Source organism: Streptomyces sp. NPDC005752, assembly GCF_040630715.1.
Lineage (GTDB): Bacteria > Actinomycetota > Actinomycetes > Streptomycetales > Streptomycetaceae > Streptomyces.
This window is the reverse complement of the sequence record NZ_JBEXYB010000001.1, coordinates 1-13,387: the sequence shown is the minus strand read 5'-3', so window position 1 is coordinate 13,387 and position 13,387 is coordinate 1. Positions and strand designations below refer to the sequence as shown.

Here is a 13,387-nt window from a genome sequence, read left to right as displayed (position 1 = left end):
GCAGTCGCCGTCGGTTCGAGCCGGCGGCCCTACGAGCCGAGGAAACCCGTGAGTGACACCCCATTCGGATTCGGCCTTCCGCCGGAGGAGCCGGAAGACGGCGACGAAGGCAAGAAGAAGGACCCCACCGGTGGTGGGCAGGGCGCGGGCGGGCCGGCGAACCCGTTCGGCTTCGGCGCGGGAGGGGACAACCCGTTCGCCGCGATGTTCGGCTCGATGAACCCGAACGACCTGGGTGCCGCCTTCCAGCAGCTCGGCCAGATGCTGAGCTACGAGGGCGGTCCGGTCAACTGGGACATGGCCAAGCAGATCGCCCGCCAGACGGTGTCGCAGGGCACCACCGACGGCAGCAAGGACGCGAGCGTCGGCCCCGCGGAGCGTGCCTCCGTCGACGAGGCACTGCGTCTCGCCGACCTCTGGCTGGACGGCGTGACGTCGCTGCCCTCGGGTTCCGTCTCGACGGTGGCGTGGAGCCGCGCGGAATGGGTCGAGGCTTCGCTGCCCGCGTGGCAGCAGCTGGTGGACCCGGTGGCAGAGCGCGTCGGCCTGGCCATGGGTGACGTCCTGCCGGAGGAGATGCAGGCCATGGCCGGCCCGCTGATCGGCATGATGCGGTCCATGGGCGGCGCCATGTTCGGCCAGCAGATCGGGCAGGCCGTGGGCGTGCTCGCCGGTGAGGTCGTCGGTTCGACGGACATCGGGCTCCCGCTCGCGCCGGCCGGCAAGGCCGCGCTGCTTCCGCTGAACGTCGAGCGGTTCGGCAAGGACCTGAGCGTGCCGCAGGACGAGGTGCGCCTGTACCTGGCACTGCGGGAGGCGGCCCACCAGCGGCTCTTCGCCCACGTCCCGTGGCTGCGCTCGCATCTGTTCGGTGCGGTCGAGGCGTACGCGCGCGGCATCAAGGTCGACACCAGCAAGCTCGAGGACGTCGTCGGTCAGTTCGACCCCTCGCAGCCCGAGCAGCTGCAGGACGCTCTTCAGCAGGGCATGTTCCAGCCGGAGGACACCCCGGAGCAGAAGGCTTCGCTGGCCCGCCTCGAGACCGCCCTCGCCCTCGTCGAGGGGTGGGTGGACGCGGTGGTGCACGAAGCCGCGAAGTCCAGGCTGACCTCGGCGGACGCGTTGCGCGAGACGATGCGCAGGCGCCGGGCCTCGGGCGGTCCCGCCGAGCAGACGTTCGCCACGCTGATCGGTCTCCAGCTGCGCCCGCGCCGGCTTCGCGACGCGTCCCGGCTGTGGGCGTCTCTCACGGACGCCCGGGGTGTGGACGGCCGGGACGACCTGTGGGAGCACCCGGACATGCTGCCGACGGCCCAGGACCTGGACGACCCGGACGGCTTCGTCCACCACGAGCAGCTGGACTTCTCCGAGCTGGACAAGATGCTCGGTGAAGCGGCGAAGGGCCCGCAGAAGCCCGCCGCCGAGGACCTGGGCGAAGAGGAGCCCGGGGACGACCCGAGGAGCGACGGCAAGGACGACACCGGCCGGTGAGCCTGCACGACGACGCGGTAGGCGTACTCAAGGGCTACGTCGGTGACGACACACAGCAGACGGAGCTGCGACAGGCGTATCTGGATCATCTCTCCGGTCACCCCGACGGGATGTGGAAGGCGTGCGGGGCCGGGCATCTGACGGCCAGCGCCCTGGTGATCGACCCGGAACAGGGCAGGGTCCTGCTGACGCTGCACAGGAAGCTGCGCATGTGGCTGCAGATGGGCGGGCACTGCGAGCCCCAGGACACGGCCCTCGCGGCGGCGGCTCTGCGTGAGGCCACGGAGGAGTCGGGCATCGCCGGGCTCAGGCTGCTGCCCGGCGGGCCCGTGCGGCTGGACCGGCATCCCATCCCGGCGCCCTGCCACTGGCATCTCGATGTGCAGTACGCCGCGACGGCGACGCCGGGAGCGGTGGCGCAGATCAGCGACGAGTCCCTCGATCTGCGCTGGTTCCCCTACGACGAGGTGGCGGGGATGGCGGACGCCTCGGTGGTGCGGCTGCTGGAGAGCACCCGCGTACGGCTGGGCAGAGGCTTCTAGACACAGGGTGAGGGGCGGCTCCCCGTGGGAACCGCCCCTCAGCCTGTCGGGCTCCGTCGGAGCGGGCCGGCTCAGTTCCAGGCGTTGTTCTGGTTCTGGCTGCGCGCGCCGTGCTGACCCACACCGAACTGGGCCGCGGCACCCTGGCCGATCTGGGCGTTCTGCGGCGGGAGCACCTCGCTCGGCTGGACGAGGGCGAATCCCTGGCCCAGGAAGCTGAGCTCCCAGCCCTCCCCCGTGTTGCCGCGACGCCGGGCGACGCCCGTGGAGTGGGTCTGGGCCTGCATCTGCACCCTCAGCCCGCTCGACCAGGCGACGATCGCGTCGGCGTCGGCGTTGACGTACTTGTCAGGGGTGACCTGCATCATCAGCGGCTGGCCGGAGGTCATCAGCGCGACCTTGCCGTTCCCGGAGATGTTCAGCTGGTACTTGCCCGTGCCGGAGATCCCGTACTGGCTGTCCACCGCGATGACCTCGGTGTGCAGCGAGGAGTCCAGCGCGAGGACGTAGGCGCTGTCGACCGTCATGCCCTCGTGATCGACATCGACCATATGGATGTACTGCGCGAGGTTGGCCAGGTAGACGGTGCCCTGCCCCGAGCAGCGCATGAGGTCGAGGCCCTCGCCCGTGTTCCTGCGGGCGCGGCGCTGGCCCTGCGACTGGTACTCGCCGTCGAACTCCATGAGGCCCTGGTAGGCGACCATGGCGCCCTTCCGGGCGAGGACGTCGTCGTGGCCGGTCAGCGCGACCCGCAGGAGCTGAGGATTCTGGACGGTGTAGCGGTCCTGGGACTGCTGCTCGGTGTGACCGAAAAGCGGACTCTGCATGATCTGTTTCTCCCCCGCTCAGTTCCGGACCCGGAGGCGGTCGGTGCTGTCCTCGCTCGGCTGGACGACGACGATGCCCTGCCCCGAGAAGGCCATCTGATATGCCTCTCCGCTGCCCCGCCCTATGAGGGAGCTCGCCTTGAAGCTGCGCTTGCCCTTCACCTTGAGGTTCGGGGACCACGCGACGAGCGCGTCGGGGTCGACGTACGTCTCGTCGTCGCCGCGGCCGCAGTCGACGACGATCGGCGTGCCGCGCGAGGTGATGGCGACCCAGCCCGTGCCCTGGATGCCGACGTTCCACAGGCCCTGGCCGGCGAACTTGGCCAGACCCTTGACCCGCTCCACACCCCAGGTGAGGTGGCCGTCGAAGGCCAGGAGGTTGGTGCCGTTGACCGAGAGGGAGTCGTTGTCGAGGTTGATGACGACCACGTCCGCGCCGTAGTCGGCGAGGTAGAGCAGTCCGTCGCCGGCGCACTTCATCAGGGGCGCGCCCTCACCGGTGATCCACTGGGACGCGATCTGGCGGACGGCCGGCGGGTTGGGTTCGTACTGGATGAAGCCCTCGTAGGCCACCATCGAGCCGGTGCGCGCGTAGAGGTCCTGGCCGGTGGCCATGGCGACCTTGAGCATCGCGCGGCCGTGGTTCTCCATGCGGGCCGTGACCGGGGTCGGGGCGAAGCCCGCGAGCTGTTGATTCATGACGGGCTCCCTCAGACCTCGTAGGGCTGGACGACGATGAAGTTTCCGGGTGCCCCCCGGAACTGGAGGTTCACGGTCTCCCCGCTGTGTCCCGGGTACGCGTTGCGGCGCAGCCGGACCTGGCTGGAGATGATCACCTGGGAGGCGGACGACCAGGCCACCACGGCGTTGCAGTCGGCGAAGGTGGTCGGTGTGACCGGCAGGACGACCGGGACCCCGTGGGTCTTGACGACGATGGTTCCGGTGCCCTGGAACTGCATGGTGAACAGGGCGCCGCCGGGAATGCCGTGGCCCTCGATCCGGCGGACCTCGTACTGCAGGGACTCGTCGAAGGCGAGGACGCTCTCCGCGGAGACACAGATGCCGTCGCCCTGCAGTTCGATGGGGTGCAGATGCGCCCCTTCCTCTGCGAGGAAGACCTGGCCACGGCCGGTACAGCGCATCAGCTGCATCTCCTGGCCCGTGGCGTTACCGACCATGCGGCCCGCGAAACCTGCACCCTTGTATCCGAAGTCCACCTTGCCCTGGTACATGACCATGCTGCCCTGCCGGGCCAGCACCGGTGTTCCGCCCATCGTGAGGTCGACACGAATGAGCTGCTGGTTCTGCGAGGTCCAGCGCTGCCCGGTGGCCGCTTCCTTGTAGGGCTGCAGGGCTGCCTGCAGGCCCGCGCCACCCGCGGGAACACCCTGGGGCACCCCGTGCGGCATCCCCGGCTGCATCCCCGGGGGCTGCTGTCCGAACGGCGCCTGGGCGTGCTGTCCGAACGGCGGCGCGGCCGGGGGCTGCTGGCCGTAGGGCTGTGCGGCGGGAGGCGCGCCCTGCCCGGGCACCTGCCCGAACTGCGGCTGCTGGGGCTGCTGGGGCTGCCCGTACGGAGCGGGTGCCGGTGGGACCACCGGTGCCGAGATGGTCGGCGCGGCATGCATCGGCTGCTGCTGCGGCGCGGGGGCCGGCGCCCCCGGAGCGCCGAATGCCGGTGCGGGCTGCGGCGCCTGGGGGGCGGCGGGAGCACCGAAGGCAGGAGGCGCCGAGGACTGGGCGGGGGGCGCGAACGAGGGAGCGGCGCCCTGGGGCGGCGCGGCGGGAGCTTCCTCCTCCGCTACCTCCCCGCCGAAGTTCTTCAGCAGCGCGTCGAGGCCGCCGTCGAAGCCCTGGCCGACCGCGGCGAACCGCCAGACGTCCTTCAGATAGAAGTCGCCGAGCATGACCGCGCGCTCGGTGGTGAACTCCGAACCGGTGAAGGCGTACTTCACCACTTCCTCGCCGCCCGCGACGATGCGGATGTATCCCGGGCCGACCTGCGACATCTGACCGGCGCCGTCGAGAGTCGCTGTGAACGACAGCTTGTGGATGTTCGCCGGAATGCGGTCGAGTGTGACGCGGAACGACTCGGTGTCGCCGGCCTGGGCGCCGAGAAGCTGAATGGACTCCTCAGGCGATTTCGGCTGATTGAAGAAGATGAAATACCGGTCGTCGGAGAGCTGCTCGTTGGCATCGAGACCGAAGCAGCTGATGTCGAACGTCAGGCCGGAGCCCGCGATCTGCACGCCTACGTACAGATCCGTCCCTGACGTGAGATCACTGATCTTGGCCTTGTGGCCGCGTTGAAATTCCCTGGCCATGCGTAACGACCGTCCCCCATCCCGAAGGTGAATGCGTCGCGTCAGGCTAACCGCAAACCGCGACAATGAGCCAAGTCGGTACAGACCCGGTACAGAATCGGCGACGTCACTCCTCGCGGGCGGCAGGCAGGTGCGGGAGCCGGTCGGCCGCCACGACACCTTCGAGATAGCCTCGCGCACGCTCGGTCCGGGGGTACGCCTCCAGGAGCCGCCAGAAGCGCGGCCCGTGGCCCGGAACCAGCAGGTGTGCCAGCTCGTGGAGGAGCACGTAGTCGACGACGTACTCCGGCATGCCCTGCAGCCGGTGCGAGAGCCGGATGCTGCCCTCGGCAGGCGTGCAGGAGCCCCAGCGGGTGTTCTGGTTGGTCACCCATCGCACGGAGACAGGGCGTGCCCGCCCCCCGAGATACTGGCCGGACAGCCGTTCGGCGCGGCCGGTGAGCTCGCTGTCACCGATGACGCGCTTGCTCTCCTGTGCGGCGAGCTTGTCGAGCATCACGCCGACCCAGCGCTGCTCCTCGGCCTCCGACATCCGCGCCGGGATGAGCACGACGGTGCGGTCGCCCTCCCGGTAGGCGGAGACCGTTCTGCTGCGCCGGGTGCTCCTGCGGACCTCCACGGCGCTCGACACCGAGGCGCGGGGCTGGGGGGTGGCTGCGCTGCGCTGCCGACGGCCGGCGCTGCGCGCGTGGGTCTCTCCGGCGAGACCGGGAGAGGAGTCGGCGGGCACGGCACGACGTTACCTGCCGACGGTGCGGGAAGTCCCGCCTCCCCGACGGTTCGACGTTGATCCACTTCCCGTCCCCCACCATTTGAACGACTAACACCCCAGCCTGTGGATAACTTTCGGCACGCCTCGCCCCTCACGTTGCATTCTGGCAACGGATGCCGACACCGAGCTGGGAGAAGTCATGCACCCGATGCTGAAGCCCGCACTGCGCCGGGCCTGGCGTGGACGGAACACCGTGCAATTCGGTGTGACACCCGCGCACGCGGTAACGCTGGGGCCGATGGATATCGCCACCGGAAGCTTTCTGGAACTGCTCGACGGAACACGCGGACTTCCACTGCTCCGCGAAGAGGCCAGGGCCCTGGATCTGTCGGACCGTCACGTGGACATTCTCGTATCCCGTCTTACGGAGGCCGGTCTGCTGGATGATCCGGACGCGGGTGGCCCCGAGGCCGACGCCTTACGCCGACGGGCCGAGACCCTGGAGCGCCAGCGTCCCGACGCTGCGGCCCTCTCCGTGGTCCATCCGGCGCCCGGCGGCGGGCTGCGCAGACTCGCGGCCCGGCGCGCGATGCGGGTGCAGGTCCGCGGCGCGGGCAGGGTCGGAGCGGCCATCGCCGCAGTGCTGTCCGGGTCGGGGGTGGGTCATGTCGACGTGCTCGACGGGGGCCGCACCGAGCCCTGGGACGTCTCGCCGGGCGGGCTGCCGGTCTCCTCGGTCGGAGAGCGCCGCGACACCGCCGCCCGGCAGCTGGTGCGCCGGTCGGCGGTCGGCGGGCCTCCACCGTCGGGCGGGACAGACAGGACAGGGGCGGCTCCGGTGTGCGGTGAACCCGCGCTGTCCCTGATCGTGGTGGCACCCAGGGACGGTCTCTCCGTCTACGCACCCGATCCGGACACGGCCGCGCCGTGGATCGGTTCTGGCACCCCCCATCTCTACGCCGGGGTGATCGAGGCCACCGGAGTCGTCGGGCCGCTGGTGCTGCCCGGTGGCACCGGCTGCGCGGGCTGCCTCGCACTGCACCGTGCGGAGGCCGACCCCCAGTGGCCGAGGATGCTCGCTCAGTGGAGGTCAGGACGGCGCACCTGCGTGCAGGCCTGCGACCTGGGCCTGGCCGGCGCGGTGGCCGGCCTCGCCGCGGCCCACGCCCTGTCCTTCCTCGACGGAGAGCTCCCGGGCAGCACCGGGGCGCGGTGGGAGGCCGCCATGCCCCTCCTTGACTGGCGGTCGCAGAGGCTGGAGCCACATCTCGACTGCGTGTGCGGTGCCGCCGGGCACACTGAGGTGGAGCTCACGCCCGCGGCCGGCGCCGCGCAGGACACAATGGCCGGGTGACCGCCGCCGACGGAGCGGAGCCGAATACTCACGCGGCACGGCAGTCTGCGAACTGGAGGGGCACATGTCTGATCTTCCCCGGAAGGCGGTCACCCGTACCGCGAAGCTGGCCGCTCTGCCGCTCGGGTTCGCCGGGCGTGCCACATGGGGTCTCGGCAAGCGGATCGGCGGGAAGTCCGCCGAGATAGTGGCACGCGAGGTCCAGCAGCGCACGGCGGATCAGCTCTTCAAGGTGCTCGGTGAGCTGAAGGGCGGCGCCATGAAGCTCGGACAGGCTCTGTCCGTTTTCGAATCCGCGTTGCCCGAGGATGTCGCGGGCCCCTATCGGGCGGCGCTGACGAAACTGCAGGAGGCGGCACCGCCCATGCCGACCCGCACGGTTCACGGGGTGCTCGCGGAGCGGCTCGGCGAGGACTGGCGGGACCTGTTCGCCGAGTTCGAGGACCAGCCCTCTGCCGCGGCCTCGATCGGACAGGTCCACCGCGCCGTGTGGCACGACGGACGGCACGTCGCCGTGAAGGTGCAGTACCCGGGCGCAGGTGAGGCCTTGCTGTCGGATCTCACTCAACTCAGCCGCTTCGCACGGCTGCTCGGGCCGCTGGTTCCCGGAATGGACATCAAGCCGCTCATCACGGAACTGCGCGACCGGGTGTCCGAGGAGCTGGACTACGAGCTCGAGGCCCGGGCCCAGCAGGAGCACGCGGTGGAGTTCGCCGACGATCCGGATGTCGTGATCCCGGCAGTGGTGCATCAGTCCGATCAGGTGCTGGTGACGGAGTGGATGGAGGGAGTTCCGCTGTCGGAGGTGATCGCCGACGGCACCACGGAACAGCGGGACCGGGCCGGCCAGCTCCTGTCGCGCTTCCTCTTCTCGGGCCCCGCGCGCACCGGCCTGCTGCACGCGGACCCCCATCCGGGGAACTTCCGGCTGCTCCCTCCGCCGGATGCGACCGCCGGGGACGTGGACGGACTGGACCACGATCTGGGCCGGTGGCGTCTGGGGGTGATGGACTTCGGCACGGTGGACCGCCTGCCGGGCGGTCTGCCCCAGACCATCGGCGACGCCCTGCGGATGACGCTGGACGGGGACGCGGACGGCGTCTACGCCATGCTGCGGGAGGACGGTTTCGTCAAGGAGTCGATCGATCTCGAACCGGACGCCGTCCTCGAGTATCTGCTCCCCATCATCGAGCCGGCACAGGCGGACGAGTTCACCTTCACCCGCTCCTGGCTGCGCAGCCAGGCAGCGCGGATCGCCGATCCTCGCTCTCCCGCACACCAGTTGGGCAAGCAGCTGAATCTGCCCCCGTCGTACCTGCTGATACATCGGGTGACGCTGAGCACGATCGGGGTGCTGTGCCAGCTGGGCGCGACGGTCCGGTTGCGGGACGAACTGGAGTCCTGGCTGCCGGGATTCCTCCCGGACTGCGAACCGGACGAGGAGGACAGCGCCGAGGAGGGCACGGCGGTCGAGGTGTGATGCTCACCCACCTCGTCCGGTCACGCGCACACTCCCCAGGCCTCCGGCCCTGCGCGTCGGGTCACCACCAGGCGGAGTCGAGACGGCTCTCGACGGCACGGATATGGGCGCGGGCGCAGTCGTCGCAGAAGTACTGGCGCCTGCCGTTCTCCACGGAGCAGAGCCACGTCGGAGGCGGGACGTCCGATTTCGCGGTGGTGCCGCAGCGGGCACACACCACATGGTCGGTGAACGTCTCCGCGGGGTGATGAGTCTCCTCGTCCACCTGCCGACGATAACGCCATGGGCCGGGCGGCGCGCGCCGCAACGCACTGCGGGGCCGGCCTCTGTTCGGCCGGCCCCGCTGAAAGGGGAGGGTGGCTGCCTGAGGGCCGAGCGGTGGCCCGGCAGCCGTGGTGTGCCGTACTGCTGGTTGAACTGTCAGTGCATGACGGCCATGGCGAGCGCGCGCCGGGCGCGCATCGACGCGCGCTCCGCCCGGCGCTGCATCCGCCGGGCGGACATCAGGCGCGCACCCCGACGTCCGTCCTCGGCTTCCCTCAGACGCTCGTGCATATGCGCACGGGCCAGGGCTTCTGGGATGAGTTGCATTTCGCGGGTCCTGTTCTGGCGCGAGTCGTTCGCGCCGATGATGGTGACGTCCGGGGTCGCGGAGCCGACGGGCTCACTCGTGGCGGTGATCATTGGTGCCTGATTTCGCGGGTCATGGGTCTGGGGACGGTCGATGGTTCCGACGCGCTTCATCCGTGTGGGGGTCATGACCCCCAGGCCGGCGGTCACGCCGCGACCGGGTTCTTGCGCGGACGGCCACGCGGACGCTTGCGGGCGACGACCACGCCCTGGACGAAGAGCTCGCCACCCCAGACACCCCACGGCTCGCGACGCTCCTTGGCGCCTGCGAGGCAGGCCGCCATCAGCGGGCAGGTCCGGCAGAGGGACTTGGCGTACTCGACGTCCGCCGGCGACTCGGCGAAGAAGACCTCAGGGTCGTAGGAGCGGCAGGGGACGGGTACGCCGAGGTTCTCGATGGCGTCGTCGAGCGCGGTGAGCGCGGTGAGCGGAATCAAGGTGGAGTCCTCCGTGAGGCCGGGCGGGGAGATCGTGTCGGAAGGCGGTACGGACGGGGCGTGCGTCTCGAGTTGCACGGTGGCGTTGTCCTCGTCTGGTCGTGCCGGCCTGTGGGCCGGTTGGCGGCTGGTACCAGGTCTTGCTGTCCCCGAGGCTCCTTCGTCTCGTCTCATCCGTTCGGACAAAACAAAAGGGCCGCGGATCCCGAGTGGGGTTCCGCGGCCCTGAAGGCGCCGGCCTGATTCGACTCAGGCTGGATCACTCCAGGGTTCAGGCCCACGGAAGGCCCACATCGTGTGGTGCTGCGTCTGCTTCTTGGCTCCGGCACCGGCTGCGGCTGCCGCAAAGGCATAGGCCGAGGCCTGTCCCTTCACTACGACTGCTTCCGGTGCCTCGGTCGGTCGCTCATTGCGCTCCCGCACGGGCAGACCGGTGTTGGACAGCGGGCTGACGGCGGAGACGCCGGACACACCGATGCCACGAAGCGAGAGCGCCGAAGAGCGGGTGAGGCCGAGCGAGCAGGTGGAGACGACCGACGGATCGGTCAGTTCGATGGTGTTGATGATGCTGATCACGACAATCGCCTCCTCTCGGCGTCTCAGGGGACCGGCCGGGGCCGGTCCTGCGGTATTCGGATAAGTACAGCACGGAGTCAGGGCTTCAGAGAAGTCGCTGTTCCCGTGGTTAAGAACCTATGGTGATTGCTGCTGTGGGCGCAAACTATTTTTTCGACGAGTTTTCCTCACACCTCGCCGTCGTCCTCCCCCAGCTCCTGACCCACCGTCCGGCCTGCGCAGATGGCCAGCACGTCGGCCCCGAACCTCGTCAGCTTCCGGTTGCCGACGCCGGCGATGACGACGAGCTCGCCCTCGCTGTCCGGCGCGGCCTCCGCGATCGCCATCAGCGTCTTGTCGGTGAAGACGCAGTAAGCGGGCTGGCTGATCTCCTTCGCCCGGTCCGCGCGCCACTCGCGCAGCCGCTCGTACAGCCCCTCGTCCATGTCCGAGGGGCAGTCCTCGCAGCGCATCAGTTTCATCTCACCGGCCTCGGTGAGTGACTTGCCGCAGACCCGGCAGCGCGCCAGACCCCTTCTGCCCGCCCTCGCCGGGGTCTGCGTGCCGGTGCCGCCCGTACCCGCGCGTGAGCCGCGGTCGATGCCGCCGCCTCCTCCGGCCCCGCCCCGCGCGCCGAGCGCGGCCGAGCCGGGCCGCAGCCCGTTGAGGAAGCGGGTCGCCCGGCGGTTCCCGCGGCCCCCCGGCGACCGGGACAGCGCCCAGGACAGCGAGAGGTGGAAACGGGCCCGGGTGACTCCGACGTACAGCAGGCGGCGTTCCTCCTCGACCTGTTCGTCCGTCTTGGCGTAGGCGATCGGCATCATGCCCTCGGTGAGCCCGACGAGGAACGCGGCGTCCCACTCCAGGCCCTTCGCCGAGTGCAGCGACGCCAGGGTCACGCCCTGCACCGTGGGTGCGTGCTGGGCCGCGGCGCGCTCGTCCAGCTCGGCCACGAGATCGGAGAGCGTGGCTCCCGGCCGGGCCTGTTCGAAGTCCTCCGCCAGGCGCACCAGCGCGGCGAGGGACTCCCAGCGGTCCCGCACGGCTCCTGATCCGGCCGGTGGCTTGGAGGTCCAGCCCTTCGTGGACAGGACCGCCCGCACCTCGGCGGGAAGGTCGTCAGCGCCGTCGAGCAGCGAGTCGTTGCCTCCCGCGCGGGCGGCGCCCCGCAGGGCGACGCCGGCCTCGCGCACCTCGGGGCGGTCGAAGAAACGCTCGGCGCCGCGCAGCTGGTAAGGCACACCCGCGTCGGCGAGAGCCTGCTCGTAGACCTCGGACTGGGAGTTGACCCGGTACAGCACGGCGATCTCACCGGCCGGGACCCCGGCTGCGATCAGGTCACGGATGCGGCGTGCGGTGCCCTCCGCCTCCGCGGGCTCGTCGGCGTACTCCGTGTAGACGGGTTCGGGGCCCTTGGCCCGCTGCGAGACCAGCTCCAGCCGGTGTTCGGCCGCCTTGCCGCTGGCCTGACTCAGCAGACCGTTGGCCAGGTGGACGACCTGGGGCGTGGAGCGGTAGTCCCGCACCAGCTTGACCAGCGTCGCGTCCGGATGGCGCGTGCGGAAGTTCAGCAGATGGTCGGGGGTGGCACCGGTGAAGGAGTAGATCGTCTGGCCGGCGTCGCCGACGACGCAGAGATCGTCACGGTCACCGAGCCAGAGGTCGAGGAGCCGCTGCTGGAGCGGGCTCACGTCCTGGTACTCGTCGACGACGAAGTGCTGGTACTGACGGCGCACATGATCGGCGATGTCGTGCCGGTCCTGGAGGATGCCGACGGTGAGCAGCAGTACGTCCTCGAAGTCGATCACCGACCGGTCGCGCTTGAGCTGCTCGTACATCGCGTAGACCTGCGAGAGCTCGGCCGGGTCGCGCGGGGCGTCCCGCTGGGTCTTGGCGACCGCGGCGGGATAGTCCGCGGGCACGGTCTGGGTGACCTTGGCCCACTCGATCTCACTGGTGGCGTCACGCAGCTCGTTGCGGTCGAGCCGGATCCCGCAGCGGGCCGCGGCCTCGGCGACCAGCTGGACCTTGCGCTCCACAAGCCGCGGAAGCTCACCACCGACCGCTTTCGGCCAGAAGTACTGGAGCTGACGCAGAGCCGCGGAGTGGAAGGTCCGGGCCTGGACACCAGTCGCTCCGAGCTGGCGAAGCCGGCCCCGCATCTCCCCGGCAGCCCGGTTGGTGAAGGTGACGGCGAGCACCGTGGTCGGCTGGAGGATCCCGGCACGCACCCCGTAGGCGATACGGTGCGTGAGCGCCCGCGTCTTGCCCGTACCGGCTCCGGCCAGCACGCACACCGGTCCGTTGAGGGCGAGCGCGACCTCGCGCTGCTCCGGGTCGAGCCCGTCGAGCACGGCGTCCGCGGAGTCGGGGACCTGTGGGAAGAGGGTGGAATGCGTTGCTGCTGTCACCCTGCCATGCTGCCAGGTCGTGAGGGGCGGCCGCGGCGGTTGTCCACAGGGGATGTCGTTCGTCGTACTGGTGCGGCGCGCGGCCGGTGACGTTCGCCGTACAGCCCGGTGCGAGGGGAATGGTGGTCGCGTCCCGTGCGTTCCCTCCATGCGGGAGCGTACGCGCGGCCCCGCATCCAGCGAGACGGACGAGACAAGGGAGCACCGAGGACATGCCGGGCACTGTGACGATGTACAGCACCACGTGGTGCGGCTACTGCCGCCGGCTCAAGGGCCAGATGGACCGCGAAGGCATCGCGTACACCGAGGTCAACATCGAGCACGACCCGGAATCGGCAGCTTTCGTCGAGAAGGCGAACGGCGGTAATCAGACAGTCCCGACGGTTCTGGTGGTTCCCGCCCAGGGCGGCTCCGATGTCGTCATGACGAACCCCAGCCTGGCGCAGGTGAAGCAGGCACTCGGCGCCTGACTCCCGCTGCCCGGTCCGCGTCGGGAACGGACCGGCGCCCGGCCCGCCCAGGTGTGTGACGAGGGGCCCTGGCCGCACGCCCCAAGTTCGTCCTCCCCGTCGCGCAGCACGGCCTCAGCGCCATGTACGGCCAGGCCGGTGTGAACTGGATGTC

14 protein-coding genes are annotated in these 13,387 nt (G+C 70.2%); 5 read left to right on the top strand and 9 right to left on the bottom strand.

Going from position 1 to position 13,387, the window contains the following annotated elements; translation table 11 throughout:
* The first annotated feature begins 48 nt into the window (after nt 1-48).
* The gene (locus ABZ441_RS00070) at nt 49-1,491 is read left to right on the top strand and encodes a zinc-dependent metalloprotease (protein ID WP_358966007.1); all 1,443 of its coding nucleotides are present in this window, start codon (nt 49-51) and stop codon (nt 1,489-1,491) included.
* Nucleotides 1,488-2,033 (top strand): NUDIX hydrolase, encoded by a 546-nt coding sequence (locus ABZ441_RS00065; protein WP_358966004.1) that lies wholly within the window; start codon nt 1,488-1,490, stop codon nt 2,031-2,033. Before ABZ441_RS00070 ends, ABZ441_RS00065 begins: the two co-directional genes overlap by 4 nt.
* 71 nt (nt 2,034-2,104) lie before the next feature.
* Here ABZ441_RS00065 and ABZ441_RS00060 read toward each other — a convergent pair whose 3' ends face one another.
* The 4 genes from ABZ441_RS00060 to ABZ441_RS00045 form a co-directional block, all read right to left on the bottom strand.
* Nucleotides 2,105-2,860 (bottom strand): AIM24 family protein, encoded by a 756-nt coding sequence (locus tag ABZ441_RS00060; RefSeq protein WP_358966001.1) that lies wholly within the window; start codon nt 2,858-2,860, stop codon nt 2,105-2,107.
* A gap of 18 nt (nt 2,861-2,878) precedes the next feature.
* Nucleotides 2,879-3,559 carry an AIM24 family protein gene (locus ABZ441_RS00055; protein WP_205018718.1) on the bottom strand — a complete coding sequence of 227 codons (681 nt, stop codon included), beginning with the start codon at nt 3,557-3,559 and terminating at the stop codon, nt 2,879-2,881.
* Nucleotides 3,560-3,570: 11 nt separating this feature from the next.
* Complete coding sequence (locus ABZ441_RS00050; protein WP_358965998.1) at nt 3,571-5,184, bottom strand: TerD family protein; 1,614 nt, start codon at nt 5,182-5,184, stop codon at nt 3,571-3,573.
* A gap of 106 nt (nt 5,185-5,290) precedes the next feature.
* A complete protein-coding gene (locus tag ABZ441_RS00045; RefSeq protein WP_358965996.1) occupies nt 5,291-5,914 on the bottom strand; it encodes a M48 family metallopeptidase in 624 nt (207 codons plus the stop codon).
* A 181-nt stretch (nt 5,915-6,095) separates the two neighbouring features.
* On the opposite strand from ABZ441_RS00045, the gene ABZ441_RS00040 reads away from it, so the two are divergent.
* Both ABZ441_RS00040 and ABZ441_RS00035 read left to right on the top strand, forming a co-directional pair.
* Nucleotides 6,096-7,250: a ThiF family adenylyltransferase gene (locus tag ABZ441_RS00040; protein ID WP_358965993.1), complete on the top strand. Its 1,155-nt coding sequence runs from the start codon at nt 6,096-6,098 to the stop codon at nt 7,248-7,250.
* Between the two features lie 64 nt (nt 7,251-7,314).
* Nucleotides 7,315-8,730, top strand: a complete 1,416-nt coding sequence (locus ABZ441_RS00035; RefSeq protein ID WP_358965990.1) for an AarF/ABC1/UbiB kinase family protein — start codon at nt 7,315-7,317, stop codon at nt 8,728-8,730.
* A 61-nt stretch (nt 8,731-8,791) separates the two neighbouring features.
* Here the strand turns inward: ABZ441_RS00035 and ABZ441_RS00030 are convergent, their stop codons facing one another.
* The 5 genes from ABZ441_RS00030 to ABZ441_RS00010 all read right to left on the bottom strand — a co-directional run bounded on the left by ABZ441_RS00030 (nt 8,792) and on the right by ABZ441_RS00010 (nt 12,763).
* Complete coding sequence (locus tag ABZ441_RS00030) at nt 8,792-8,995, bottom strand: hypothetical protein (RefSeq protein ID WP_358965987.1); 204 nt, start codon at nt 8,993-8,995, stop codon at nt 8,792-8,794.
* A 155-nt stretch (nt 8,996-9,150) separates the two neighbouring features.
* Nucleotides 9,151-9,474 carry a hypothetical protein gene (locus ABZ441_RS00025; protein WP_358966740.1) on the bottom strand — a complete coding sequence of 108 codons (324 nt, stop codon included), beginning with the start codon at nt 9,472-9,474 and terminating at the stop codon, nt 9,151-9,153.
* Between the two features lie 32 nt (nt 9,475-9,506).
* Entirely contained in the window at nt 9,507-9,875 is a 369-nt protein-coding gene (locus tag ABZ441_RS00020) for a WhiB family transcriptional regulator (RefSeq protein ID WP_205018712.1), read from the bottom strand.
* Between the two features lie 171 nt (nt 9,876-10,046).
* Nucleotides 10,047-10,373: a hypothetical protein gene (locus ABZ441_RS00015; protein ID WP_358965984.1), complete on the bottom strand. Its 327-nt coding sequence runs from the start codon at nt 10,371-10,373 to the stop codon at nt 10,047-10,049.
* Between the two features lie 167 nt (nt 10,374-10,540).
* Nucleotides 10,541-12,763: an ATP-dependent DNA helicase UvrD2 gene (locus ABZ441_RS00010; protein WP_358965981.1), complete on the bottom strand. Its 2,223-nt coding sequence runs from the start codon at nt 12,761-12,763 to the stop codon at nt 10,541-10,543.
* 212 nt (nt 12,764-12,975) lie between these two features.
* On the opposite strand from ABZ441_RS00010, the gene ABZ441_RS00005 reads away from it, so the two are divergent.
* Nucleotides 12,976-13,233, top strand: coding sequence for a mycoredoxin (locus ABZ441_RS00005; protein ID WP_205018709.1), 258 nt, complete (start codon nt 12,976-12,978; stop codon nt 13,231-13,233).
* Nucleotides 13,234-13,387: the final 154 nt, after the last annotated feature.

Excerpts from the sequence above, each read along its gene's own strand:
- ABZ441_RS00060 (WP_358966001.1), bottom strand. The coding sequence starts at position 2,860 with ATGCAGAGTCCGCTTTTCGGTCACACCGAGCAGCAGTCCCAGGACCGC.
- ABZ441_RS00005 (WP_205018709.1), top strand. The coding sequence starts at position 12,976 with ATGCCGGGCACTGTGACGATGTACAGCACCACGTGGTGCGGCTACTGC.
- ABZ441_RS00025 (WP_358966740.1), bottom strand. The coding sequence starts at position 9,474 with ATGAAGCGCGTCGGAACCATCGACCGTCCCCAGACCCATGACCCGCGA.
- ABZ441_RS00050 (WP_358965998.1), bottom strand. The coding sequence starts at position 5,184 with ATGGCCAGGGAATTTCAACGCGGCCACAAGGCCAAGATCAGTGATCTC.
- ABZ441_RS00040 (WP_358965993.1), top strand. The coding sequence starts at position 6,096 with ATGCACCCGATGCTGAAGCCCGCACTGCGCCGGGCCTGGCGTGGACGG.
- ABZ441_RS00055 (WP_205018718.1), bottom strand. The coding sequence starts at position 3,559 with ATGAATCAACAGCTCGCGGGCTTCGCCCCGACCCCGGTCACGGCCCGC.
- ABZ441_RS00035 (WP_358965990.1), top strand. The coding sequence starts at position 7,315 with ATGTCTGATCTTCCCCGGAAGGCGGTCACCCGTACCGCGAAGCTGGCC.